Raw genomic sequence first — 23022 nt, 5'->3', positions numbered from 1 at the left:
TGCCGTTCCCGCGCCTAGGGTGCGGCGGGTGACCACCGATCTCGTCGACCTCCCCCCGCGGTTCGGGATGGACCGTCCCGCGTTCGAGAAGCTCGGCACGCGCCCGCCGGGCGAGCTGCGGGCGGCGACCTCGGTCATCCTCGCCCGCGACGGCGCCGGCGGACTCGAGGTGTTCCTGCTCCAGCGCGCGGACGGGATGGCGTTCGCGGCGGGCATGTCGGTGTTCCCGGGCGGCGGCCTCGACGCCGGCGACCGCACCGCGCTCGCCGACGGGCTGGTCGACGCGGGCACGGCGGCGGAGGCCGCGGCGAGCTGGGGGACCGGCCCCGAGGACGCGGCGGCGCTGCTCGCGTGCGCGGCCCGCGAGACCTACGAGGAGACCGGGGTCCTGCTCGCCGACGACGCCCTGCCGGCGCCGGGCACCCGCGAGCGCCTCGCGGCCCGGGAGATCGGGATGCGCGACGTCGTGGGGCACCTCGCCGCCGACCGGCTGCGGCCCTGGGCGCGCTGGCTCACCCCGGAGCCGATGCCGCGGCGCTACGACACCGCCTTCTTCGTCGCCGCCGTCCCGGAGGGCCAGGAGCCCGACGGCGCGACGAGCGAGGCGGTCGGGGCCGGGTGGTGCGCGCCGACCCGCGCGCTGCGGGAGTGGGACGAGAAGGACCGGGCGCTGATGCCGCCGACGTGGGCCGTCCTGACCGAGCTGGCTGCGGCGCCGGACGTCGCGTCCCTGCTGGCCGCGGCGGCCGACCGGCGCCCGCGACCGGTGACCCCGAGCCTGCGGCCCGCCGGTGAGCGGGTCGGGATCGCGGTGCCGGCGCACGCGATCGGAGCGGCCCGGTGAGCGGGCGCCTCGTCCCCGGACCCGACACGGCGCCGCACCCGGCCTACGAGCAGCTGCGCCCGGTGACGGAGGCCGCGTCGGTGGTGCTCGCCGACAACCCGTCGCCGATGACCCTCGACGGCACCAACACCTGGATCCTGCGCGCGCCGGGCCAGCCGGGGTGCGTGGTGGTCGACCCGGGTCCCGAGGACACGGTCCACCTCGACCGCCTCGCCGCGTGCGGGCCCGTCGAGCTCGTGGTGCTGACCCACCGCCACCTCGACCACACCGAGGCGGCCCGCACGTTCGCCGAGCGTGTGGGCGCGCCGGTCCGGGCCCTCGACCCGGAGCTGAGCCTGGGCGCGGAGGGGCTCGGCGCGGGGGAGCGCCTCGCCGTCGCCGGACTCGACCTGCGCGTGCTGGTGACGCCGGGCCACACCGACGACTCGCTGTGCCTGGTCGTCGACGACGACGGCAGCGTGCTCACCGGCGACACGGTCCTCGGGCGCGGCACCACCGTGCTCGGGGACTACGACGGCGCGCTGACCGACTACCTCGCCTCCCTGCGCGGCCTCGCGGAGCTGCCGCCCGGCACCACGCTGCTGCCAGGGCACGGCCCGGACCTCCCCGACGCCGGCGACACGGCGCGGTACTACCTCCGCCACCGCGAGGAGCGCCTCGACCAGGTGCGCGCGGCGCTGCGCGAGCTCGGACCGGCGCCGTCGCCGCGCCAGGTCGTCGAGATCGTCTACGCCGACGTCGACCGGTCGCTGTGGCCGGCGGCCGACCAGTCGGTGGCCGCGCAGCTCGCGCACCTGGGCCGGGTCGACTCCTAGCGCAAGCCGCTCAGGCGCCGGTGGCGATGAAGTCGAGGAGGTCGGCGGTGACCGCCTCCTTGGCGGTGACGTAGAGGCCGTGCGGGCCGCCGGGGTACAGGCGCAGGCGGGCCTTCGGGAGGAGCTCCGCGGTCGGCCTGCCGGTGATCTCGAACGGGGCGGACGCGTCCGCGTCCCCGTGCACGACCAGGGTCGGCACCTCGACCCGCGTGAGGTCCTCGGTGAGGTCGGTGCCGGCGAAGGTCCGCAGGCAGGCGATCTGCACCTCGAGCGGGGTCCGCAGGATCGTGCGGACCCCGTCGTCGACCAGCGCCTGCGACACCCACGCCCCGGTGCCGCGGGTCGCGAAGTACGCGGGCGCCCCGTCGGCGAACCACGCCGGGCGGTCCGCGCGCAGGTCGGCGACGAGCGACGCGACGAACTCCGGCCCGACGACCCCGACCAGGTGGGGCGTCATCGCGCCGACGAGCACCGCGCGGGCGACGCGGTCGGTGCCGCGGGCGAGCCAGCGGACGGCCTCGCAGGTCCCCATGCTGTGGGCGACGAGCGTGACCTCGCGCAGGTCGAGGTGCGCGGCGAGGGCGTCGACGTCGCCGGCCAGGGTGTCGAGGTCGTACCCGGAGCCGGTCACCTCGGACCGTCCGTGGCCGCGGCGGTCGGGCGTCACGCAGCGGTACCCGGCCTCGACGAGCGCCGAGACCTGGTACTCCCACATGGAGGCGTCGAGCGACCAGCCGTGGAGCAGCAGGACCGCGGGACCGGTCCCGACGTCGGTGTAGGCCAGGTGGGCCCCGTCCGGGGCGGTGAAGGTCGGCATGCCGAGAAGCTAGGAGCGGGCCGGGGCGTCGGCCTTGTACGCGAGCGACACGTCGACGTCGCGCGCCCGCAGCCCCGAGGCGCTGCGGCCGACGAAGCGGACCATCGCGTGGGCCAGGTGCGGGTGGTCGTGGTAGTCCAGCAGCCCGACGACCTCGAGCGGGGTGCGGCCCTCGCTGAGCAGCACTGCGGCCGCGCGGGCCCGCTCGATCTGCGCGATGGCGCGGTGGTTGAGCCCGGTCGCGGCCCGGATGCGCCGCTCGCGCGACCGCGCGGTGATCGGGGTGCTCCCGCCGCGCAGGACGTCGTCGACGAGCGGGTCGCGCCGCAGGACGCCGGCGCGGACCAGGCGCTCGACGAGCAGCTCGGCGTCGTCGAACGCCGGCGCGGCCCACTCCTCGCCGCGCAGCACGAACCGGCGGGGCGCGGTGCTCGGGCACGGGACGGTCGCGTCGACCAGCGCCGGCGCCGGGAGGTGCGGCATCGAGGTGCCGTGCGCGAGGACGATCCCGACGGCGGTGAGCCCGGCCGGGACGTCGAGGGTGGCCGGGCGGGTCTCCGGCCCGCGGACCTCGACCTCCACGGCCCCCGGCCCGCCCCAGACGACGATCTCCTGGTGCGCGCCCGCGACCGAGGCCATCGGACCGCCCGCCGCGACGCTGCGCCACACGAGGTCGAGGTACGGCGAGTCCGACGCCCGGACCTGCAGGTCGAGCATCCGGGTCATGCCCCGACGGTAGTGGGCGGCGCGACCCGTTCCGCCTGTTCTGCCTAGCGGGCCCGCCGGGCCAGGCGGTCCGGCTCGAGGATGAGGACGCTCTTGCCCTCGAGGCGCAGCCAGCCGCGGGCGGCGAAGTCGGCGAGCGCCTTGTTCACGGTCTCGCGGGACGCGCCGACGAGCTGGGCGATCTCCTCCTGCGTGAGGTCGTGCGTGACGCGCAGCAGGCCGGCCTCCTGCGAGCCGAAGCGCTGCGCGAGCTGGAGCAGCGCCTTCGCGACGCGGCCGGGCACGTCGGTGAAGATGAGGTCGGCGAGCAGGTTGTTCGTGCGGCGCAGCCGGCGGGCGACGACGCGCAGGAGCTGCTCGGCGATCTCGGGGCGCTGCGCGATCCACTCGCGCAGCGCGTTGCGGTCCATCGTGTAGGCGCGCACGTCGGTGACGGTCGTCGCCGTCGAGGTGCGCGGCCCCGGGTCGAAGATCGAGAGCTCGCCGAACATGTCCGACGGGCCGAAGATCGACAGCAGGTTCTCGCGACCGTCCGGGGACCGGCGGCCGATCTTCACCTTGCCGGTCGACACGATGTAGAGCCGGTCGCCGGGCTCACCCTCGTTGAAGATGACCGTCCCGCGGGGGAACTCCACGCGCTCGAGGGACTCGGTGAGCACCTCGATCGCGGCAGGGTCGACCCCCTGGAAGATCCCGGCCCGCGCCAGTACCTCGTCCACCGTGCGCTCCTCGCCCACTCTCATTCCGACCGCGCGCGGGCCCCGGGCCCCTCGGCCCGCGTCCGCACCTCTGTGTCACCAGTCACGTTCGCCGCCGCAGCATAGTCACGTCCGTCCCCATGATCTCGCCACGGCGTTCGCCGGGACCCACCGCCTCGGGGCTGATCCCCCGGGCCGGGGCCCGGCGTTCGCCCGATCGGACCATCATAGCCCCGAGATCCCGTCGCGTCGCTGCCGTGAGTGAGCGTCAGGCTCGGTCCCGGGTTCGCCGCGGACCCCCGCGCTTACCGAGGTTCCGCAGCCGGAAGAGCTGGAGCGCGCCGCCGATGCCCTGACGGAACAGGGCCTTGACCTCGTCGGGCCGGGCGCGCTCGAGGAAGTCCTCGACCTCGTCCTCGCGCACGGTGCCCGACCGCAGGCGGGTCTCGAGGCGCTCCATGCCGAGCGCGAAGACCATCACCAGCAGAGGGATGAGGATGGCGAACCAGGCGGTCATGGTCTGCGCATCGTCCCGCACCGACCTGCGGCGTCACGCACCGGGGCCCCGTCGGGCGTGTCGCGCGACCGTCCCGACCAGCGCGTCCGACCCCGCGCCGGATCCCGGGAGGGCCGGGCACCGGCCGAGCGCCGTCGGGTCGCGTCCTACCCTGGGTGGGTGAGCAGGGCAGCCCGCGCCGTCGGGGACGAGAGCCGACTCGCCCTCGTGCGGAGGGCCCGGCGGATCGACCGTGAGCTGGCGGTCGCGCACCCCGACGCGCACTGCGAGCTGGACTTCACCTCGCCGCTCGAGCTGCTGGTCGCCACCGTCCTGTCGGCCCAGACCACCGACGTGACGGTCAACCGCGTGACGCCGGGGCTGTTCGCCCGCTACCCGGACGCCGCCGCGTTCGCGGGCGCCGACCGCGAGGAGCTCGAGGAGATCCTGCGCCCGACCGGCTTCTTCCGCGCCAAGGCGGAGTCGGTGACGAAGCTGGGCGCGGCGCTGGTCGAGCGCTTCGACGGCGTCGTGCCCGCCCGCCTGGAGGACCTCGTCACCCTGCCCGGCGTCGGGCGCAAGACCGCGAACGTCGTGCTCGGCAACGCGTTCGGCATCCCGGGTATCACCGTCGACACGCACTTCGGACGCCTCGCGCGCCGGTTCGCGTGGACGACGTCGGAGGACCCGGTGCAGGTGGAGAAGGAGGTGGGCGAGCTGATCCCGCGCAAGGACTGGACGATGCTCTCCCACCGGCTGATCTTCCACGGCCGCCGTGTCTGCCACGCCAAGAAGCCGGCGTGCGGCGCCTGCTCGATCCGGCGCGACTGCCCGTCGTCGCAGACCGGCGAGCTCGACCCGGTCAAGGCCGCGAAGCTCGTCAAGGGCCCGGACGCCGACCACCTCCTCGCCCTCGTCGGCCTCGAGCGGTGACCCGCTCGGAGATCCGGGCCACGCTCGTCGTCGTGGTGCTGGTCGTCGTCGGGGTCATCGCGCTGTGGCCGCGGGAGTCGGCGCCGCCCGCGGCGGACTCCGCGTCGGTCCTGCAGCCCGCCCCGGACGTGGGCCCCGACGAGCCGGGCGCGCTCGCCGACGCCCGCGCCGCCGCCGAGCTCGCGCCGTGCCCGACCCCGGTGCCCGGCGCGGCGCCGGTCGGCGCGCTCGCGGGCGTGACGCTGGAGTGCCTGGGGGCGCCGGGGCCGGTCGACCTCGGCGCCGCGCTCGGCGGGCGCGACACGCTGGTCAACCTCTGGGCGTCCTGGTGCGCGCCGTGCCGCGAGGAGATCCCGGCGCTGCAGGCGTACGCCGCGCAGCCCGGTGCGGTCGCCGTGCTCGGCGTCGACGCCGCGGACCGCGCGAGCACCGCGCTCGGACTGCTCGAGAGCCTGGGCGCGCGCTACCCCTCGGTCAGCGACCCCGGCCAGGTCGTCGGGCCGCGGGTGGGCGCGCCGCCGATCCTGCCCGCGAGCGTGCTCGTGCGCGCCGACGGCAGCGTCGTCGACATCCCGCCGCAGGTGCTGCGCACGCCCGAGCAGGTGCGCGCGGCCGTCGACGCGGCGCGGGGGGCGGCCCGATGACTCCCGAGGACGTCCGCCCCGACGCCGCGCCGGACTGGCTCGCGCCGCTGGTCGAGGCGTGCCGCCGGCTCGGTCCCGACGATGTCCCGTTCCGCCGTCGCCTCCTCGGCACCGCGCCGAACGGGCGCCGCGCCGCGGTCCTCATGCTCTTCGCCGACGACGGCCGCGGCCCCGAGCTGCTGCTCACCGAGCGGGCCGCGGAGATGCGCGCCCACGCGGGCCAGGCGGCGTTCCCCGGCGGGGCGATCGACCCCGAGGACACCGGGCCGGTGGGCGCGTCGCTACGCGAGGCGCAGGAGGAGACCGGCCTCGACCCGGCCGGCGTCGTCCCGCTGCTGACGATCCCACCGCTGACCATCCCGGTCACCGGCTTCGCCGTGACGCCCGTGCTCGCCCACTGGGCGCGCCCGTCCCCGGTGCAGGTCGTCGACCCCGGCGAGACCGCCGCGGTGGTGCGCGTGCCCATCGCGACGCTGGCCGACCCGGGCACGCGCTTCCGTGTCACGGGGCCCTCGGGATACACCGGTCCTGCGTTCGCCGCAGGAGGATTGCTCGTCTGGGGCTTCACGGCCGGCCTCGTGGACTGGATGCTCACCCTGGGCGGGTGGGCGAGACCCTGGGACGGTTCCGACGTGCGTGACCTCGACGAGGTGTGGGCGCAGCGGCACGACCTGAGCTCGGCGAGCACCGCGCACCCCGCACCGACCGGGCCGGACACGGCCGAAGGAGGGCCGATCCGGTGAGCTGGGTCGACGTCGTCGTCGTGCTGCTCGCGATCGCCGCGGGCATCTCGGGCTGGCGCCACGGTCTTGCCGTGGCCGCCCTGAGCTTCCTCGGTGTGCTCGGCGGCGCGCTGCTGGGCCTGAAGATCGCGCCCGCGATCGTCGACACCTTCGAGGGCACCACATCGAAGATCGTCGTGAGCGTGCTGCTCGTGGTCGCGCTCGTCGCGCTGGGCGAGACCCTCGGGGTCTACCTGGGGCGGGCGCTGCGCGACCGCATGCGCCTGCCCGCCGTCCGCACCGTCGACTCGTTCTTCGGCTCGATCCTGCAGGCGCTCACCGCACTGATCGTCGCCTGGCTGATCGCGCTGCCCCTGGCGGGCTCGTCGGAGACCGCGCTCGCGTCCTCGCTGCGCGACTCGCGGGTGCTCGCCGGCGTCGACGCGGTCATGCCGACCCCGCTGCGCCAGCTGCCCAACGAGCTGCGCGCGCTGTTCGACGCGTCGGGCTTCCCGGACGTCCTGAGCCCGTTCTCGTCGACCCCGATCGCCGACGTGCCGCCTCCGGAGCAGGCGCTCGTCGAGGACCCCGTGGTGCAGCAGGCCCGCTCCAGCGTGCTCAAGGTCCGCGGCCGCGCGCCGTCGTGCCAGCGCGCCCTCGAGGGCACCGGGTTCGTCATCGGCGAGGACCGGGTGATGACCAACGCGCACGTCGTCGCGGGCACCGACGAGGTGTCGGTGGAGGTCCCGACCTCCGACGGCGACGCCCGCACCCGCTCGGCGCGGGTCGTCTACTACGACGACGAGGTCGACGTCGCCGTGCTCGCGGTGCCGGGCCTGGACGCCGACCCGCTGGAGTTCGACTTCGCGAGCGCCGAGACCGGCGACAACGCGGTGGCGCTCGGCTACCCGCTCGACGGCCCGTTCTCGTCGTCGCCGGCGAAGGTCCGCCAGCGGATCCAGCTGCGCGGCCCGAACATCTACGAGAGCGAGACCGTCACCCGCGACGTCTACACGATCCGCGGTCAGGTGCGGTCCGGGAACTCCGGCGGCCCGCTCGTCGACCCCCAGGGCCGCGTGATCGGCGTCGTCTTCGGTGCCGCGGTCGACCAGGGCGACACCGGCTTCGTCCTCACCGCCGACCAGGTCCGCCCGGCCCTCGACGCCGCCCCGAACGCGACCGGCCGCGTCAGCACCGGTTCCTGCGCGGCGTAGCGGGAGTCGCACACCGGTGTGCGAGCGATGCGCCATCGCTGGCATGTGACGCCAGGATCGCCACATCCTCGCCGGCGCGACACGCCGATCAGGGGGTGTCGAGGAAGTCCAGCAACGCGTCGGTGACGTGCTGGGGCGCCTCCTGGTGCGGGAAGTGCCCGACGCCGTCGAGGGTCCGGTGCTCGTGCCCCGCGTCGCACCACCGGGCCGAGGCACGGGCGACCCGGTCGGGCACCCACGGGTCGGCGCCGCCGTGGATCTGCAGCACGGGCACGGTGACGCGACGGTCCATCGCGGCGGCGTAGCGGGCCCCGTCGGGCCGGAACTGCGAGCGCACGCTCCAGCGGAAGCCCTCGAGCGCGGTGTGCGACACGCGGGGCAGGAGCATCGCGGCGCGGTGGTGGGCGGCGACCTCGGCGAACTCCGGCGCGGCGGCCCAGTCGGGCCCGGAGCCGGTGCGCAGCAGCTCGGCGACCCACGCGCCCCCGTCCGCGCGCACCCGCCGCTCGGGCACCCGCGGCGGCTGCAGCGACACCAGGGTGCGCAGCGCGGGACCCCAGGGACGCCGGCGGGCCGCGGCCCGCAGCGCGCGCGGGTGCGGCGCGGCGACGACGCCCAGGCGGGACACGATCCCCGGGCGCAGCGTGGCGAGCGTCCACGCGACGGCCCCGCCCCACCCGTGGCCGACCACGCTCGCCTCCCGCGACCCGAGCGACCGGACGAGGCCGGCGGCGTCACCGGCGAGCGTCCACAGGTCGTAGCCGCGGGGCGGCCGGTCGGAGTCGCCGTAGCCGCGCAGGTCGGCGGCGGCGACCCGGAACCCCGCCGCGGCGAGCGCGGGCAGCTGGTGGCGCCAGGCCCACCAGAAGCCCGGGAACCCGTGCAGCAGCAGCACCAGCGGCCCGGACTCCGGGCCGGCCTCGGCGACGTGCAGCTGGATGCCGTTGGCCGAGACCGTCCGGTGGCTCCAGGGGCCGGGGATGTCGACGGCGGACCCCGCGGTCACGCCGGGAACGGTGCTCAGGCGGCGTCGGAGCGGCCGCGACTGAACACGGCGACCGACTCCTTGGCGGTCTCGATGGTCCGCTCCGGCGCCTTGATCCGGCGGACCTTGAGGTAGCCGAGCAGCCCCATGAGGCCGGCGAACAGGATCATGAGCCCGAACGTCACCGCGTAGCCGGCCCACTGCTGGGTCGGCCAGATGAGGTTGAAGGCCTCGGACACCGCGATGAACAGGAAGAAGAGGCTGAACAGCGCGACGACACCCGCGACGACGAAGAAGACGCTGCCCTGCACCCCCTTCTTGACCTCGGCGGTGATCTCGGTCTTCGCCAGCTCGACCTCGGCCCGGACGAGGGTCGAGACGTGGGTCGTGACCTCCTTGACGAGCGACCCGACGGAGGCGTCGCCGTCCTGGCGCACGGGCTCGGCGTGGAGGGGGATCGACGGCACGATCGGCGGCGTGGACGAGCCGCTGGCCGGCTGCTCGGGGCGGGTCACGGGCGCTCCTGGCGGTGTTCGGTCGCTCGGGTCGGATCGTCGAGCGGGTGCTGAGGACGGTCATCGTGCCACGTCACCGGCGGTACTCCGCGCCACACGGGGTGCCGTCCGCTGATCACGCTCGGCCCCGGTCTTCCCCTCGGCGCCGGTGCGTACTCCGCCGATTACCCCGAACGGGGCTACTCGCCGGTCGGGCGCCGGCGCAGCGCCTTCACCGCGCCCTGTCGGCGCTTGCTCTCGAGGCGGCGGCGGCGCGCCGCGCGGGACGGCCCGGTGGGGCGGCGGTCGGGCGGGTCGGGGGCCAGCGCGTCGCGGACCAGGGCGGCGAGACGATCGCGGGCGGAGCGCCGGTTGCGGCGCTGGGAGCGGTCGTCGGCGGCGACGACGGTCAGGACGCCGTCGTGGAGACGGCCGGCGAGACGCGCGAGCAGCCGGTCGCGGTCGGCGTCGCGCAGCGGTGCCTCCCGCAGGTCGACCGAGAGCTCCACGCGCGAGTCGGTGGTGTTGACGCCCTGCCCGCCGGGTCCGCCCGCGCGGGAGAAGCGCCACTGCAGCGAGGCCGCGGGAAACACGACGTCGCGGGTGATCCGGAGATCACCCGCGACGTCGGTGCTCGAGGGTTCCGCCGGCGGCACACCGGCAGGATGCCCGCTCAGCTGCGCGGGCCCACCGGCAGCACCGTGCGGCCCCACGTGGCGTTGGTGACCACGGCGGCGGAGGCGTACCAGGCGATCAGCGCGGACAGCAGGCCCACGAAGCCGCCCACGGTGGCGATCGCGTCGGCGCCGGTGAGGTCGCCGACGGCGAGCAGCGCGAACGTCAGGAACAGCGTGGCGAACACGCCGACCAGCGCGCCCGTGGTGCGCAGCGACGCGATCAGCATGTAGAGCGTGAAGATGGCCCAGCCGACGAGGAAGAGGCCGGTGGCGGTGGTGATCCCGGCCTCGGGGACGCCCTTGGCCTGCATCTCCGGCTCGATGACCTGGACGTAGGCGGCGAAGGCGAGCCAGAAGGCGCCGTAGGAGCAGAACGCGGTGGCGCCGAACGTGTTCGCCTTGCGGAACTCCCACAACCCGGCGACGAACTGTGCGATCCCGCCGTAGAACAGGGCCAGCGGCAGGACGGCGGGCTCCAGGGACTCGGGGGCCAGCCCGGCGTTGAAGAGGCTGAGCACGAAGGTGGTCAGCGCGAAGGCGGCCAGGCCGAGGGGTCCGGGGTCGGCGATGCTCTGGGTCGGGTCTGCGGGTGCGGGAGCGCGTTCCGGCGTCGTCCTCGTGGTGCGCTCGTCGCGCATCTCGGTCGTGCTGGACATGGGGGCTCCACTCCGTCGGCTGTGCTGCGGGTCACGTGGGCCCGGGGCTGCCCGCATTCGCGATCGGGATAATCCGAAGCGATTGACCGGACCGATACAGGTCCGTTCGGCGGTTGCCAGGACGGCCGTTCGGACGTACGGGATGAGCTGTGACGTGGGCCGTCGGGTCCGTCCTGCAACCATGGTCCGTCGTGGCCGACCCGCTGGAGCCCCTGACCCGCCTGCCCGGCGTCGCCGACGACGCCGCCGCCGTCCGCGAGGCGCTGACGACGGTGCACAACCACCGCGCGAACCGCCGCGGCTGGCCCGCCACCGCGGCCGAGGCCTCGGTCCGGGCGGCCCGGGCGTCGGCGAGCCTCGACGGCGGCTCCGCCGAGCTGCCGGCCGACGGACCGGTCGACGACCCTGTGCTCGCCGGCTCCCTGCGCGTCGCGGAGGCCCTCGGGGGGCTGCTGTCGGCGTGGCGCTCGGCCCCGCGGCAGGCGCTCGCGCGGCTGCACGTGCTCGCCGCCGCCGACCTGCCGGGGGTGACCGACGACGACCTCGGCCGGCCCCGCCTCGACGCCGGTGTCGGCGAGCGCCTCGACGCCCTCGCCGGGCTCGTCACGGGCGGGACGTCGGTGCCCGCGCCCGTCCTCGTCGCCGTCGTGCACGGCGAGCTGCTCGCCCTCGCGCCGTTCCCGACCGCGACCGGTGTCGTCGCACGCGCCGCGGCCCGGCTCACCGCCGTCGCGACGGGCCTCGACCCCAAGGGCCTCGCCGTCCCCGAGGTCGGGCACTACCGCGCCGCCGACGAGTACCGCGCCTCGGTGGCGGCCTTCGCCACCGGCGAGCCGGACGGGCTCGCGCGCTGGTTCGCCCACTGCGCCCGGGCCTGGCAGGTCGGGGCCCGCGAGGGGCTCGGCATCGCGGACGCGGCGGCCGCGTAGGCACCGGACGGCCGCCCCGGTTGGGGCGTCCGGCCGCAGGTCGCGGCCCACCGCGCGGCGCGGCCATCCCCACCCCGGCCCGCCGTCCACAGGCCGGATCCCGACGCTCACGGCGCCGGCCCGCCGCGCGGCAGCGTGCTCCTCGTCAGGCGACGAGCGGGGAGGACACGGGCGATGACGGCGAGGGCGGCGAGGGGTGGCACGGCCGAGCGGCGCGTGGTCGTGATGACCGACGACGAGGAGCTCCTCGACGAGGTCGTGCGGCTCGCGGCCGCCGCGGAGGCCGAGCTCGAACGGGTGCCCGACGCGGCGGGCCTGCGGCGCCGGTGGCACACCGCCGCGCTGGTGCTGGTCGACGAGGCCGCCGCGCGTGCCGTCGGCCCGCTGCGGCTCGGGCGCCGCGACGGCGTGGTGCTGCTGTGCCGGGGCGATCCGCCGGGCTCGCTGTGGGAGCACGCGGTCGGGGTGGGCGCCGAGCACGTCGTCTCGCTGCCCGAGGGCGAGGAGTGGCTGGTCGCCGAGCTCGCCGACACCGGGCCCCGCGACGACGCGCCGCCCGGGCGGGTGGTCGCGGTGGTCGGCGGGCGCGGCGGCGCCGGGGCCTCGGTGCTCGCGGTCGCCGTCGCGGCATGTGCCCGGACCCGGGGCACGCGGGTGCTGCTCGTCGACTGCGACCCGCTCGGCGGGGGTCTCGACCTCCTCGCCGGCGCCGAGGAGCTCGAGGGCCTGCGCTGGAGCGGGCTCGCGCTCGGCGGCGGGGGCGGCGGCCGGGTGGCGGCCGCGTCGCTGCACGAGGCGCTCCCGTCTCCCGACGGGGTGCTCACGGTGCTGGCGTGCGACCGGGCGGGCACGGGTCCGGACCCCGGCGCGGCCGTCGCCGTGGTCGAGGCGGGGCGGCGGGGCGGCGAGGTCGTGGTGTGCGACCTCCCGCGCCACCCCACCGACACCGCACTGGCCGTCGCCGACGTCGCCGACCTGGTCGTCGTGGTGGTGCCGGCCGAGGTCCGTGCCGTCGCCGCGGCCGGCCGTGTCGTCGAGCCGCTGGCCGAGCGCGGGGCGGTGCTGCGCCTGGTGGTCCGCGGGCCCGCGCCGGGCGGGCTCGACGCCGACGACGTGGCGAACGCCCTCGGCCTCGCCGTGCTCGCCTCCGTGGACCAGGAGCCCGGCCTGGGCCGGGCGCTCGACCAGGGCAAGGTGCCCGGCCTGCGCCGCGGGCCGCTGCAGGACGCCGCGGAGGCCGTCCTCGACGCGCTCGAGGCCGTCGCCGAGCGGGGGCGGGCGGCATGAGCACCGCGCCCGGGTCCGCGCCGACCGCGCTGGTCGACCGCGTCCGGACCCGCCTGGTGACCTCGGGCGGGCAGGCCGGCGTGGGCGAGCTCGCCGCCGCGGTGCGCGCCGAGGCCCGAGGGGTCGTCGGCGACGCCGACGTCCTCACGGCCGTGCGCGGCCTGCAGCGCGAGCTGGTCGGGGCCGGGCCGCTCGAGGACCTCCTGCGCGAGCCGGGCACCTCCGACGTGCTCGTCACCGCGCCGGACGCGGTGTGGGTCGACCGCGGCGCCGGCCTCGAGCGCACCGCGGTCTCCTTCCCCGACGAGGACGCCGTGCGCCGCCTGGCCCAGCGCCTCGCGAGCGCCGCGGGCCGGCGCCTCGACGACGCCAGCCCGTACGTCGACGCCCGCCTGCCGGGCTCGGGCGTGCGGCTGCACGCGGTGCTCGCGCCGGTCGCGGCGGACGGCACGTGCGTGTCGCTGCGCGTGCTCCGCCCGGCCCGCCACGACCTCGCGACCCTCGCGGCCACGGGCACCCTCGACGCCGACGGCGCGGCCCTGCTGCGCGCGGTGGTGGCCGCGCGGCTCGCCTTCCTCGTGGTGGGCGGGACCGGGTCGGGCAAGACCACGCTGCTCTCGGCGCTGCTCGGCGAGGTCGCGCCCAGCGAGCGCATCGTGTGCGTCGAGGACGCCGAGGAGCTGCGGCCCGTCCACCCCCACGTCGTGCGGATGGTGTCGCGCCCGGCGAACGTCGAGGGCGCCGGCCAGGTGCTCCTGCGCGACCTCGTGCGCCAGGCGCTGCGGATGCGCCCCGACCGGCTCGTCGTCGGCGAGGTGCGCGGCGGCGAGGTCGTCGAGCTGCTCGCGGCCCTCAACACCGGCCACGACGGCGGGGCGGGCACGGTGCACGCCAACGCCCCGCGCGAGGTGCCCGCCCGCCTGGAGGCCCTCGCGGCGCTCGGCGGGCTCGGTCCGGCCGCCCTGCACAGCCAGCTCGCCGCGGCCGTGCAGGTGGTCCTCCAGGTGCGGCGCGGACGCGACGGCGCGCGGACCCTCGACGCCGTCGGCATCCTGCGCCGCCGCGACGGGGCCGGCGAGGTCGTCGTCGTGCCGGCCTGGACCCGCGGCGACGGCTGGGCGGTCGGGCGCGCCGACCTCGCGGCGATGCTGCGCGAGCGCGGGGTCGCGCCGCCGTGGGAGGACGCGCCCGACCCGCAGGGCCCGCCGGAGCCGCCCGACCCCGCGGCACCGGTGCTCGCCCCCGCGCGGCCGCCGCGAGCCGTGTCCGTGGCCGCCGGTGTCGCCGTGCTGCACCGGGAGCCGGCGTGAGCGTGGTCCTGGCGCTCGTCGCCGCGGCGCTCGCGACCTGGCCGGCCCCGAGCGCGGCGCGGCGCCTCGCGACCCCCGCGACGCCCCGCCGGGGCCGGCCCGCGCTGTCGGGACTCCTGCGCCGCCGTGCCGTCCTGCTGCCCGGAGCGGCCGTCCTCGGGCTCGGCGTCGCCGGCGTCGGAGGGGCGCTCGCCGCGGTCGTGCTCGCCGCGACCCTGTCCCGGCACCGGGCGGCCGCGGGTGCCGAGCGCGAGCGCACCGCCGCCACCGGCGCGCTCGCCGAGGCCCTGTCCTCGTTCGCCGCGGAGATCCGCGCCGGTGCGCCGCCCGCCACCGCGGCCGCGTCGGCGGGCGCGGACGCGCATCCCGCCGCGGCACGCGTGATGACGCTGCTCGGGGCCACGGCCCACCTGGGCGGCGACGTCCCCGCCGCCCTGCGCGCCGCGCGGACACGGGAACCGGCCCTCGGGGCGCACCTCGACCGCCTCGCCGGGGCCTGGGCGCTCGCCGACCGCCACGGCATCGCGCTCGCCGGGCCCGCCGGCGCCGTGGCGCACGACCTGCGCGCCCGCGCACGGATGGCCGGCGGGCTGCGGGCGCGCCTGGCGGGGCCGCGCGCGACCGCCGCGGTGCTGGCCGGGCTTCCGGTGCTCGGGCTGCTGCTCGGGGAGGGCATCGGCGCGCGGCCGTGGGCGGTGCTCACCGGCGGGCTCGTCGGCCAGGGGCTGCTCGTGGTCGGGGTCGGGCTGGTGTGCGCCGGACTCGCGTGGACCGAGCGGATCGTCGCCGGGGTGACCCGGTGAGCGTCCCGGTCGGGGTGGCCTTCGCCCTGGTGTCCCTGGCCGCCGCGCTCGTGGTGGCGCCGGGCCCGGTCGCGGCCCACTGCCGGACGGCGCCGCCAGCCCCGGCACGGCGCGCGGCCCGGGAGGGCCTGGTGCCCGGTCTCGCGCTCGCCGCGGTGGGCCTCGCCGCGCTGGCGGCCGGGGCCGGCATTGCCGGTGTGTTCGTGCTCGCGGCCGGCGTCGCCGTGGTCGCCCTGCTGCCCCGCTGGCGGGCGCACCGGGCCCGCCCGCGCCCCGACCCGCTGGCGCTCGCGGGGGCGTGGGACCAGCTCGCAGCCTGCCTGCGCGCCGGGCTCTCGCTCGATCGCGCGGCCCGGGCCGTCGTGCCGGTGCTGCCCGCGGCCGCCGGCGAGGCTCTGGGCCGCGTGGCCGACCTCGTCGCGCTGGGCGCCGACCCGGCCGCGGCCTGGGCGCCCGCGCTCGAGGTGCCGGACACCGTGCGCCTCGCCCGCGCGGCACGTCGGTCGTCGCGCAGCGGAGCCGCGGTCGCCGACGTCGTCGAGGCCGTCGCCGCCGATCTGCGCGCCGAAGCCGCCGACGCCGTCGAGGCACGCGCTGAGCGCGCGGGCGTGCTCGTCACCGGGCCGCTCGGCCTGTGCTTCCTGCCGGCGTTCCTGGCCCTGGGCATTGTCCCGGTGGTCGTGGGGCTCGCCGGACCGCTGCTGGAGCAGCGATGAGGCCGCCCGCCCCGCCGGGGCGTGGGAGGAGAGGAGAACCCCATGACCGCACCGACCGCACCGACCGCACCGACCGCACGATCTCGCCTGCGGGACCGCCTGGCGCACCTGCGCGACGACGACGCCGGGATGTCGACGGCCGAGTACGCGATCGGCACCGTGGCCGCCGCGGCCTTCGGCGCGATCCTCTACCAGGTCGTCACCGGCGAATCGATCGTCGGCGCCCTCACCGGGATCGTGCAGCGGGCGCTCACCAGCACCTTCTGAGCGACGACACCGGCTCGGTCACCGTCGAGGCCGCGTTCGCGGTCGGCACGCTCGTCGTGGTGCTGGGCGTGGTCCTCGCGGCGATGGGGGCGGTGGTGCTCCAGCTGCGCTGCGTCGACGCCGCCACCGAGGCGGCCCGGTTCGCGGCGCGCGGCGACGAGGACGGCGCCCGGCTCGCGGCGCAGCGGCTGCTCCCCGGCGGCGCGGAGGTCGTCGTCGACGTCCGGGGCGACGACGTGGTGGCCCGTGTCCGCGCCGTGCCGCTGGGCTCGGCGCTGCCGGGCGTGCGCGTCGGCGCGGAGGCGCTGGCGTCCCGCGAACCCTCGCCGGTGGCGCCGGCCGAGGGCCCCGATCCGCTCCCCGGCGAGCCGCCGGAGGTCGACGCCGGGACGGACCCGGCGTCGGCCTCCGGACCGGCCTCCGGACCCGCGGTGAGCGGCGGCGGCGGGGGTGCGCGGTGAGCGGCACGGCGGGCGGTCGACGAGCGGTCGACGACGCCGGGTCGGCCACGGTGCTGGCGGCGGCCGCGGTGGGCGTCCTCGTGTGCCTGCTGGGCCTGGGCCTGCAGGTGGGCGCGGCCACGCTCGCCCGGCACCGGGCCGAATCCGCCGCCGATCTCGCTGCGCTCGCCGGTGCCCGCGAGGCCGTACGCGGGGCCGATGTGGCCTGTGAGCGGTCCCGGGAGATCGCGGCGGGCAACGGCGCGCGGCTCGTGGACTGCGCCGTCGAGGGCTGGACGGTGAGAGTGATCACGGCGGCGCGGTGCGCCTGCCTGCCGAGCGTGTCCGGTGAGGCGACCGGGCGAGCCCGGGCGGGTCCGGTGGCGCTCGGCGGGCCCCCGTCCGGTCCCTCGGTGGTGACCCGTGGCGACCGGGAGGTGAACGGGCCGGGACGAGCGGAGGGCGGCCCCGGGTGAGCGGCGGACCGGGTGGGCGATCGGGCACGGGCCCGCTGCCCGTAGCGCGCTCGCCCGCTGAACGGGGCCGACCGTCACGCTCGGCGTGTGATCACGGCCGATGGGCGATGACGGGTGGCGAAGTGACGTGTGCGGGCCGTTACTGGTCACAGCACGCCGGGAGCAGGAACCGGTCCAGGAGGAAGCCGATGCAGTGGTGGGACAGCTATCGAGCCGTCTACGGCACGGAGCTCCGCGCTGAGGCCATGGTGCTCGCCGACCACGGCTGGGCCGTCGTCCCGGGCACGTTCCCGCAGGGCGAGGTCTGGAGCGGTTGCCCGGACGCCTCCCAGGACGGGCCGTGCCCGGTGCTCGACGACTGGGCGCGCAAGGCGTCGACCGACTGCGACCAGATCGCCGACTGGTGGTCCGGCCTGCCCTACTCGATCCTCCTGCCCACCGGGCTGACGTTCGACGTGCTCGAGGTCCCCGCCACCGTCGGGCGTCGCGCCGCCGCCGTGCTGCGCGCGGTCGGCGTCCCGGTGCCGATCGCGGCCACCCCGACCGGGGAGTGGCTGTTCCCGGTCCTCGCCGGCGAGCCCCTGCGCCCCGACCTCGCCGAGCGCGCCGGCATCGTGCTCCACGGTCGCGGCAGCTGGTTCGTGGCGCCGCCCTCCACCCACCCGCAGGGGTCGGCGCACTGGCGGGTCCGGCCCGCCGCGTGCGGCTGGAACCTGCCCGACCCGTTCCGCGTCCAGGACGCGCTGGTCGAGGCCGTCGCCCAGCGCCCGGCCGTCGCCGGCGGCGGGTCGACCTACCGCCTCGCCACCGTCGCCACCGGGGTCCGCTCCTAGCGACGGCAGCACCGACCACAACTCCACACTTCGGGTCCCCTCGGGGCGCCGCCGGATCCGCGAGGCCGAGCAGGCCGCGCCCGCCGCCCCACCCGAACCGCACGCCGACGCGCCGGTGCACCCGTCGCGACCGACGCGGTCGGGTCCGGGAGGACCCCGCGGCGGTGGGCCGCCCGCGACCGCGTCGCGCGCCCACCGCCGCCCCATACGGCGCCGCAGGCCGGGTCGAGCCCCCTCCCCGGCCTGCGGCGCTCCAGACCTCGCCGCGGGTCGGGCCGGAGATCCCCCGACCCGCGGCGGAGCCAACGTCAGTCCGGTCCGGCGCCCAGCCGCCCCAGCACCGCGTCGAGGACGAGGATCGCGCCGGACTTGTCGAGCGGGTCGTTGCCGTTCCCGCACTTGGGCGACTGCACGCAGGACGGGCACCCCGAGGGACACTCGCAGTCCGAGATCGCGGCCCGGGTGGCCGTGAGCCACTCCCGCAGGGCCTCGTGGGCCCGGTCGGCGAAGCCTGCGCCGCCGGGGTGGCCGTCGTGCACGAACACCGTCGGGTGCCCGGTGTCGGGGTGCAGCGCGGTCGAGACGCCGCCGATGTCCCAGCGGTCGCAGGTCGCCACCAGCGGGAGCAGCCCGATCGCCGCGTGCTCGGCGGCGTGCAGGGCGCCGGGCCAGCGCGCCGGCACCAGACCTGCCGCCAGCAGCGCGGACTCGGTCAGCGTGTACCAGACCGCGCGCGTCCGCAGGGACCGCGCGGGCATGTCCAGCGGGTTCGAGTCGAGCACGCGCCCCGTGGGGAGCTTGCGCAGGTAGCCCACCACCTGCTCGGTGACCTCCACCGAGCCCAGGCAGACCTGCAGCTCGCCGTACCCCGCGCACTGCTCGGTCTCCTCGACCGAGATGTCGATCACGGTGCGGGCCTGGGTCGTCCACTCCGGGTCCTCGGCGTGCACGTGGGCCAGGCCCTCGTCGAGGTCGAGGGCGTCGACCACGTAGCTCTCGCCCTGGTGCAGGTGCACCGCGCCGGGGTGGACGGTCGCCGGCGCGGTACCGGGGTCGACGGTGCCGAGCATCCGCCCGGTGTCCGACTCGACGAGCACGACCTGCTCGCCGCCGCTGCCCCGGATGTCGACCCCGGCGTGCGGCCGGTCGGTGGGGTGCGACCAGAACCAGCCACCCCGGCGCCGGCGCAGCAGCCCCTCGGCGACGAGGTCGTCGACCACCGCGAGCGCCGCATCGCACCCCAGCGCCGACACGTCGTCCCGCGTCAGCGGGATCTCCGACGCCGCGCAGGCCAGGTGGGGCGCGAGCACGTAGGGGTTGGTCGGGTCGAGCACGCAGCGCTCCAGGGGCGCGCCGAGCATCGCCCGGGGGTGGTGCACGAGGTAGGTGTCGAGCGGGTCGTCGCGGGCGACGAGCACGACGAGCGCGTCGTCGCCCGAGCGCCCGGCGCGTCCGGCCTGCTGCCAGAACGACGCCCGCGTGCCCGGGAACCCCGCGACGACGACGGCGTCCAGGCCCGCGATGTCGACCCCGAGCTCGAGCGCGTTGGTGGTCGCGACGCCCCGCAGCGCACCGGTCAGCAGTGCCTGCTCCAGCTCGCGCCGCTCCTCGGGGAGGTAGCCCGCCCGGTACGCCGCGACCTGGGCGGCGAGCTGCGGATCCACCTCCGCCAGGACCCGGCGCGCCCCGAGCGCCGTCAGCTCGGCCCCGCGCCGCGAGCGGACGAACGCCAGCGACCGGGCGCCCTCGAGCACGAGGTCGGCGAGCATGCGCGCGGTCTCCGCGCCCGCCGAGCGCCGCACCGGCGCGCCGTTCTCGCCGGTGATCTCCTCGAGCAGCGGCGGCTCCCACAGCGCGACCGCCCGGGCTCCGCGCGGCGAGCCGTCGTCGGTGACTTCCACCACGTCCAGACCGGTCAGCACCGAGGCCGAGACGGCGGGCTCGGAGACCGTCGCGGACGCGAGGACGAAGGTCGGGTGCGCGCCGTACCGCGCGCAGACCCGCCGCAGCCGGCGCACGAGCAGCGCCACGTGCGAGCCGAAGAGGCCGCGGTAGGTGTGGCACTCGTCGATCACGACGTAGCGCAGGCGCCGCAGGAACGTCGTCCAGCGTCCGTGCCGCGGCAGGACCCCGCGGTGGAGCATGTCGGGGTTCGTGAACACCCAGTTGGCGTGCTGGCGCACCCAGTCGCGCTCGGGGATCGGGGTGTCCCCGTCGTAGGACGCGGCACGCACGCCCTCGACGCGCAGATCGTGGACGGTGCGCAGCTGGTCGGCGCCCAGCGCCTTGGTCGGCGAGAGGTACAGCGCGGTGGCCCGCGGGTCCGTGTGCAGCGACGACAGCACCGGCAGCTGGTAGGCCAGCGACTTCCCCGAGGCCGTGCCGGTCGAGACGACGACGTGCTCGCCGGCCCACGCGTGCTCGGCGGCGGCCGCCTGGTGCCCCCACGGGCGCTCGACGCCGCGGGCGAGGAACGGGGCGCGCACGGTCTCGGGGACCCAGTCGGGCCAGCCGGCAGTGCGCCCGTCGCGGGCGGGGACGATCTCGGCGTGGGTCAACGGGCTCTCGCCGGAGGGGGTGCCGGCGAGCACCCGGCGCAGCAGGTGCGCGCCCCGCGTGTCCCCGGGCAGCGCGGCGGGCCCGTCGACCAGCCCGTGTTCGCCGCCCACGCACACCGACCCTGACACAGGCCCCGCACTCCCGCTCTCGTTCGTGAAAGAAACGCACCTCACAGCGCCCGGGGGAACTGCCGTGAGACCAGGTGACGCCCACCTCCTACACTGCGGCACCTGTCCACCACCCGGTGTCCTCGGGTCGGTGGCCTGGATTCATCACGCGCCGAGGTCGCCGCGAGGCCTGGCCGGGCGCGTCGAGCAGAAGTGCCAACCGGGAGGCTGGATGCAAGCGTCCGTCCTCGCCGCGGGGATCTCGTTCTCCGCCGGCGACAACATCGTGGTCGTCGTGGTGGCGGTCGTGGCCGTCATCGCGCTGATCATCGGCGTCGTCCTGCGCCAGCAGGTCCTCGCGGCCGACGAGGGCACGCAGGGGATGCGTGACATCGGCCGCGCGGTGCAGGAGGGCGCGAGTGCGTTCCTCACGCGCCAGTTCAAGACGCTCGCACCGTTCATCGTCGTGGTCTTCCTGGTGCTCTTCGCGCTGCCGGCCGGCAGCACGGGCGAGCTGATCGGACGCTCGGTCGCCTTCGTCGTCGGCGCCCTGTTCTCCATGGCGATCGGCGCGCTGGGCATGAACCTCGCGACCCAGGCGAACATCCGCGTCGCCGCCGCGGCCAACGAGCCGGGCGGGCGCGACAAGGGCGCCAAGATCGCGTTCCGCACCGGCGGCGTGGTCGGCATGGCCACCGTCGGTCTCGGCCTCCTGGGCGCGGCGATCGTCGTGCTGATCTTCGTCGAGGAGGCCCCGCGCGTCCTCGAGGGCTTCGGTCTCGGCGCCGCCCTGCTCGCCATGTTCATGCGTGTCGGCGGCGGCATCTTCACCAAGGCCGCGGACGTCGGCGCCGACCTCGTCGGCAAGGTCGAGCAGAACATCCCCGAGGACGACCCCCGCAACGCCGCGACGATCGCCGACAACGTGGGCGACAACGTCGGTGACTGCGCCGGCATGGCCGCCGACCTGTTCGAGTCCTACGCGGTCACCCTGGTCGCCGCGCTCATCCTGGGCTCGGTCGCGTTCGGCACGCTGGGCCTGACGTTCCCGCTGATCATCCCGGCGATCGGTGTCCTCACCGCCATCGTCGGCGTGTTCATCACCCGCACCCGCGAGGGCGAGAACGCGCTGCGCGCCATCAACCGCAGCTTCTACATCTCGGCGATCATCTCGATCATCGCCTGCTCGTTCGCGGCGTTCTACTACCTGCCCTCGAGCTTCGCGGAGCTGCCCGGCGTCGACGCCGAGCGCATCGGCGACCTCGCCGCCGCCGGCAACCCGCAGGTCATCGCCGCGGTCGCCGTCGTCATCGGCATCGTGCTCGCGATCATCATCCTGTCGCTGACCGGCTACTACACCGGCACCGAGACCCAGCCGGTCAAGGACGTCGGCACGAGCTCGCTCACCGGTGCAGCGACGGTCATCCTCGCGGGCATCTCGGTCGGCTTCGAGTCGGCGGTCTACACCGCGATCGTCATCGGTGCGGCCGTCTACGGCTCGTTCCTGCTCTCGGGCTCGGTGTTCGTCGCGCTGTTCGCCGTCGCCCTGGCCGGCACCGGCCTGCTGACCACGGTCGGCGTCATCGTCGCCATGGACACCTTCGGCCCGGTCTCGGACAACGCGCAGGGCATCGCCGAGATGTCCGGCGACGTCGAGGGCGCCGGTGCGGACATCCTCACCGAGCTCGACGCGGTCGGGAACACCACGAAGGCGATCACCAAGGGCATCGCCATCGCCACCGCGGTGCTCGCCGCGACGGCGCTGTTCGGGTCGTACAACGACGCGATCACCCAGGCCTACAGCGAGGCGGGCCAGGCGCTCGGCGACATCTACAACATCACCGCCCCGAACATCCTCGTCGGCGTCGTCATCGGCGCGGCCGTGGTGTTCATGTTCTCGGGTCTCGCGGTCAACGCCGTGTCCCGCGCCGCGGGCGCCGTGGTCTACGAGGTGCGCCGCCAGTTCAACTCGATCCCCGGGATCATGCAGTACCGCGGCGGCCAGGGTGAGGGTCGGCCCGAGTACGGCAAGGTCGTCGACCTCTGCACCCGTGACGCGCTGCGCGAGCTGGCCACCCCGGGTCTGCTCGCGATCCTCGCCCCGATCGCCGTCGGCTTCGGCCTGGGCGTAGGTCCGCTCGCCGGCTACCTCGGCGGCGCGATCGCCGCGGGCACGCTGATGGCCGTGTTCCTCGCCAACTCCGGTGGTGCCTGGGACAACGCCAAGAAGCTGGTCGAGGACGGCAACCACGGCGGCAAGGGCTCCGACGCCCACGAGGCGACGATCATCGGTGACACCGTCGGTGACCCGTTCAAGGACACCGCCGGCCCGTCGATCAACCCGCTGATCAAGGTCATGAACCTGGTCTCGGTGCTGATCGCCCCGGCCGTCGTGGCCCTGTCGGTCGGCGTGGACGCCAACCCGGCCGTCCGGATCACCATCGCCGTCGTCGCGGTGATCGGGATCGCGGTGGCGATCTACGTGTCCAAGCGCCGCTCGACCGCGATCGCCGACTCCAACCAGGACGCGGCGGCTCCCGCCCAGGCCTGAGGTCCGGCGCAGTACTGAGTGAA

The 23022-nt window shown here is 76.5% G+C and carries 25 protein-coding genes; 16 read left to right on the top strand and 9 right to left on the bottom strand.

Going from position 1 to position 23022, the window contains the following annotated elements; genetic code table 11:
- Positions 1-28: 28 nt before the first annotated feature.
- The gene (locus PHK61_RS25265) at positions 29-844 is read left to right on the top strand and encodes an NUDIX hydrolase (RefSeq protein ID WP_274283787.1); all 816 of its coding nucleotides are present in this window, start codon (positions 29-31) and stop codon (positions 842-844) included.
- Positions 841-1659: an MBL fold metallo-hydrolase gene (locus PHK61_RS25260; RefSeq protein WP_274283786.1), complete on the top strand. Its 819-nt coding sequence runs from the start codon at positions 841-843 to the stop codon at positions 1657-1659. Before PHK61_RS25265 ends, PHK61_RS25260 begins: the two co-directional genes overlap by 4 nt.
- Before the next feature lie 10 nt (positions 1660-1669).
- Here PHK61_RS25260 and PHK61_RS25255 read toward each other — a convergent pair whose 3' ends face one another.
- The 4 genes from PHK61_RS25255 to PHK61_RS25240 form a co-directional block, all read right to left on the bottom strand.
- Positions 1670-2476: an alpha/beta fold hydrolase gene (locus PHK61_RS25255; RefSeq protein ID WP_274283785.1), complete on the bottom strand. Its 807-nt coding sequence runs from the start codon at positions 2474-2476 to the stop codon at positions 1670-1672.
- A gap of 9 nt (positions 2477-2485) precedes the next feature.
- Positions 2486-3202 (bottom strand): helix-turn-helix domain-containing protein, encoded by a 717-nt coding sequence (locus PHK61_RS25250; RefSeq protein ID WP_274283784.1) that lies wholly within the window; start codon positions 3200-3202, stop codon positions 2486-2488.
- A gap of 44 nt (positions 3203-3246) precedes the next feature.
- The gene (locus tag PHK61_RS25245) at positions 3247-3921 is read right to left on the bottom strand and encodes a Crp/Fnr family transcriptional regulator (RefSeq protein ID WP_116708603.1); all 675 of its coding nucleotides are present in this window, start codon (positions 3919-3921) and stop codon (positions 3247-3249) included.
- A 247-nt stretch (positions 3922-4168) separates the two neighbouring features.
- Positions 4169-4417, bottom strand: a complete 249-nt coding sequence (locus PHK61_RS25240; protein ID WP_274283783.1) for a hypothetical protein — start codon at positions 4415-4417, stop codon at positions 4169-4171.
- A 159-nt stretch (positions 4418-4576) separates the two neighbouring features.
- Here PHK61_RS25240 and nth point away from each other — a divergent pair, with 159 nt between their 5' ends.
- The 4 genes from nth to PHK61_RS25220 are packed head-to-tail and all read left to right on the top strand — an operon-like array spanning position 4577 to position 7909.
- On the top strand, positions 4577-5329 hold the full coding sequence (nth, locus tag PHK61_RS25235; protein WP_274283782.1) for an endonuclease III: 753 nt from the start codon (positions 4577-4579) through the stop codon (positions 5327-5329).
- On the top strand, positions 5326-5973 hold the full coding sequence (locus tag PHK61_RS25230) for a TlpA family protein disulfide reductase (RefSeq protein ID WP_274283781.1): 648 nt from the start codon (positions 5326-5328) through the stop codon (positions 5971-5973). The genes nth and PHK61_RS25230 overlap by 4 nt, the downstream gene beginning before the upstream one ends.
- Positions 5970-6716 (top strand): NUDIX hydrolase, encoded by a 747-nt coding sequence (locus tag PHK61_RS25225; RefSeq protein WP_274283780.1) that lies wholly within the window; start codon positions 5970-5972, stop codon positions 6714-6716. The genes PHK61_RS25230 and PHK61_RS25225 overlap by 4 nt, the downstream gene beginning before the upstream one ends.
- Entirely contained in the window at positions 6713-7909 is a 1197-nt protein-coding gene (locus PHK61_RS25220) for a MarP family serine protease (RefSeq protein ID WP_274283779.1), read from the top strand. Before PHK61_RS25225 ends, PHK61_RS25220 begins: the two co-directional genes overlap by 4 nt.
- 88 nt (positions 7910-7997) lie before the next feature.
- Here PHK61_RS25220 and PHK61_RS25215 read toward each other — a convergent pair whose 3' ends face one another.
- From PHK61_RS25215 to PHK61_RS25200, 4 genes are all read right to left on the bottom strand, one after another.
- Positions 7998-8915, bottom strand: a complete 918-nt coding sequence (locus tag PHK61_RS25215) for an alpha/beta fold hydrolase (RefSeq protein WP_274283778.1) — start codon at positions 8913-8915, stop codon at positions 7998-8000.
- Between the two features lie 14 nt (positions 8916-8929).
- The gene (locus PHK61_RS25210; protein WP_274283777.1) at positions 8930-9409 is read right to left on the bottom strand and encodes a phage holin family protein; all 480 of its coding nucleotides are present in this window, start codon (positions 9407-9409) and stop codon (positions 8930-8932) included.
- A 179-nt stretch (positions 9410-9588) separates the two neighbouring features.
- Positions 9589-10044, bottom strand: coding sequence for an alternative ribosome rescue aminoacyl-tRNA hydrolase ArfB (arfB, locus tag PHK61_RS25205; protein ID WP_274283776.1), 456 nt, complete (start codon positions 10042-10044; stop codon positions 9589-9591).
- 17 nt (positions 10045-10061) lie between these two features.
- Positions 10062-10721 carry an acetate uptake transporter gene (locus PHK61_RS25200; RefSeq protein ID WP_274283775.1) on the bottom strand — a complete coding sequence of 220 codons (660 nt, stop codon included), beginning with the start codon at positions 10719-10721 and terminating at the stop codon, positions 10062-10064.
- A gap of 191 nt (positions 10722-10912) precedes the next feature.
- Here PHK61_RS25200 and PHK61_RS25195 point away from each other — a divergent pair, with 191 nt between their 5' ends.
- From PHK61_RS25195 to PHK61_RS25155, 9 genes are all read left to right on the top strand, one after another.
- Positions 10913-11650, top strand: a complete 738-nt coding sequence (locus PHK61_RS25195) for an oxidoreductase (RefSeq protein WP_274283774.1) — start codon at positions 10913-10915, stop codon at positions 11648-11650.
- 174 nt (positions 11651-11824) lie between these two features.
- Positions 11825-12937 carry a septum site-determining protein Ssd gene (gene ssd, locus PHK61_RS25190; protein ID WP_274283773.1) on the top strand — a complete coding sequence of 371 codons (1113 nt, stop codon included), beginning with the start codon at positions 11825-11827 and terminating at the stop codon, positions 12935-12937.
- Positions 12934-14247, top strand: a complete 1314-nt coding sequence (locus PHK61_RS25185; protein WP_274283772.1) for a TadA family conjugal transfer-associated ATPase — start codon at positions 12934-12936, stop codon at positions 14245-14247. Before ssd ends, PHK61_RS25185 begins: the two co-directional genes overlap by 4 nt.
- On the top strand, positions 14244-15050 hold the full coding sequence (locus PHK61_RS25180; RefSeq protein ID WP_274283771.1) for a type II secretion system F family protein: 807 nt from the start codon (positions 14244-14246) through the stop codon (positions 15048-15050). Before PHK61_RS25185 ends, PHK61_RS25180 begins: the two co-directional genes overlap by 4 nt.
- Entirely contained in the window at positions 15047-15766 is a 720-nt protein-coding gene (locus PHK61_RS25175) for a type II secretion system F family protein (RefSeq protein WP_274283770.1), read from the top strand. The genes PHK61_RS25180 and PHK61_RS25175 overlap by 4 nt, the downstream gene beginning before the upstream one ends.
- 42 nt (positions 15767-15808) lie before the next feature.
- Positions 15809-16033 carry a DUF4244 domain-containing protein gene (locus PHK61_RS25170; RefSeq protein ID WP_274283769.1) on the top strand — a complete coding sequence of 75 codons (225 nt, stop codon included), beginning with the start codon at positions 15809-15811 and terminating at the stop codon, positions 16031-16033.
- Complete coding sequence (locus tag PHK61_RS31955; RefSeq protein ID WP_337994001.1) at positions 15976-16494, top strand: TadE family type IV pilus minor pilin; 519 nt, start codon at positions 15976-15978, stop codon at positions 16492-16494. Before PHK61_RS25170 ends, PHK61_RS31955 begins: the two co-directional genes overlap by 58 nt.
- Positions 16491-16949 carry an Rv3654c family TadE-like protein gene (locus tag PHK61_RS25160; protein ID WP_274283768.1) on the top strand — a complete coding sequence of 153 codons (459 nt, stop codon included), beginning with the start codon at positions 16491-16493 and terminating at the stop codon, positions 16947-16949. Before PHK61_RS31955 ends, PHK61_RS25160 begins: the two co-directional genes overlap by 4 nt.
- 188 nt (positions 16950-17137) lie before the next feature.
- Positions 17138-17782: a bifunctional DNA primase/polymerase gene (locus PHK61_RS25155; protein ID WP_274283767.1), complete on the top strand. Its 645-nt coding sequence runs from the start codon at positions 17138-17140 to the stop codon at positions 17780-17782.
- A 308-nt stretch (positions 17783-18090) separates the two neighbouring features.
- On the opposite strand, the gene PHK61_RS25150 is transcribed toward PHK61_RS25155, so the two are convergent.
- Positions 18091-20451, bottom strand: a complete 2361-nt coding sequence (locus tag PHK61_RS25150) for a DEAD/DEAH box helicase (RefSeq protein ID WP_274283766.1) — start codon at positions 20449-20451, stop codon at positions 18091-18093.
- Positions 20452-20680: 229 nt separating this feature from the next.
- Here PHK61_RS25150 and PHK61_RS25145 point away from each other — a divergent pair, with 229 nt between their 5' ends.
- Positions 20681-22999: a sodium-translocating pyrophosphatase gene (locus PHK61_RS25145; RefSeq protein ID WP_274283765.1), complete on the top strand. Its 2319-nt coding sequence runs from the start codon at positions 20681-20683 to the stop codon at positions 22997-22999.
- Positions 23000-23022: the final 23 nt, after the last annotated feature.

It is taken from the genome of Actinomycetospora lutea (assembly GCF_028737205.1).
GTDB classification, from domain to species: Bacteria; Actinomycetota; Actinomycetes; order Mycobacteriales; family Pseudonocardiaceae; genus Actinomycetospora; species Actinomycetospora lutea.
Note: the sequence above shows the minus strand (reverse complement) of the source record. Positions and strands in the feature narration are given on the sequence as shown.

What these genes read in the sequence shown, in the direction of transcription:
- ssd (WP_274283773.1), top strand. Translation starts at nt 11,825, where the DNA reads ATGACGGCGAGGGCGGCGAGGGGTGGCACGGCCGAGCGGCGCGTGGTC.
- PHK61_RS25145 (WP_274283765.1), top strand. Translation starts at nt 20,681, where the DNA reads ATGCAAGCGTCCGTCCTCGCCGCGGGGATCTCGTTCTCCGCCGGCGAC.
- PHK61_RS25170 (WP_274283769.1), top strand. Translation starts at nt 15,809, where the DNA reads ATGACCGCACCGACCGCACCGACCGCACCGACCGCACGATCTCGCCTG.
- PHK61_RS25250 (WP_274283784.1), bottom strand. Translation starts at nt 3,202, where the DNA reads ATGACCCGGATGCTCGACCTGCAGGTCCGGGCGTCGGACTCGCCGTAC.
- PHK61_RS25240 (WP_274283783.1), bottom strand. Translation starts at nt 4,417, where the DNA reads ATGACCGCCTGGTTCGCCATCCTCATCCCTCTGCTGGTGATGGTCTTC.
- PHK61_RS25225 (WP_274283780.1), top strand. Translation starts at nt 5,970, where the DNA reads ATGACTCCCGAGGACGTCCGCCCCGACGCCGCGCCGGACTGGCTCGCG.
- PHK61_RS25155 (WP_274283767.1), top strand. Translation starts at nt 17,138, where the DNA reads ATGCAGTGGTGGGACAGCTATCGAGCCGTCTACGGCACGGAGCTCCGC.
- PHK61_RS25255 (WP_274283785.1), bottom strand. Translation starts at nt 2,476, where the DNA reads ATGCCGACCTTCACCGCCCCGGACGGGGCCCACCTGGCCTACACCGAC.
- PHK61_RS25185 (WP_274283772.1), top strand. Translation starts at nt 12,934, where the DNA reads ATGAGCACCGCGCCCGGGTCCGCGCCGACCGCGCTGGTCGACCGCGTC.
- PHK61_RS25200 (WP_274283775.1), bottom strand. Translation starts at nt 10,721, where the DNA reads ATGTCCAGCACGACCGAGATGCGCGACGAGCGCACCACGAGGACGACG.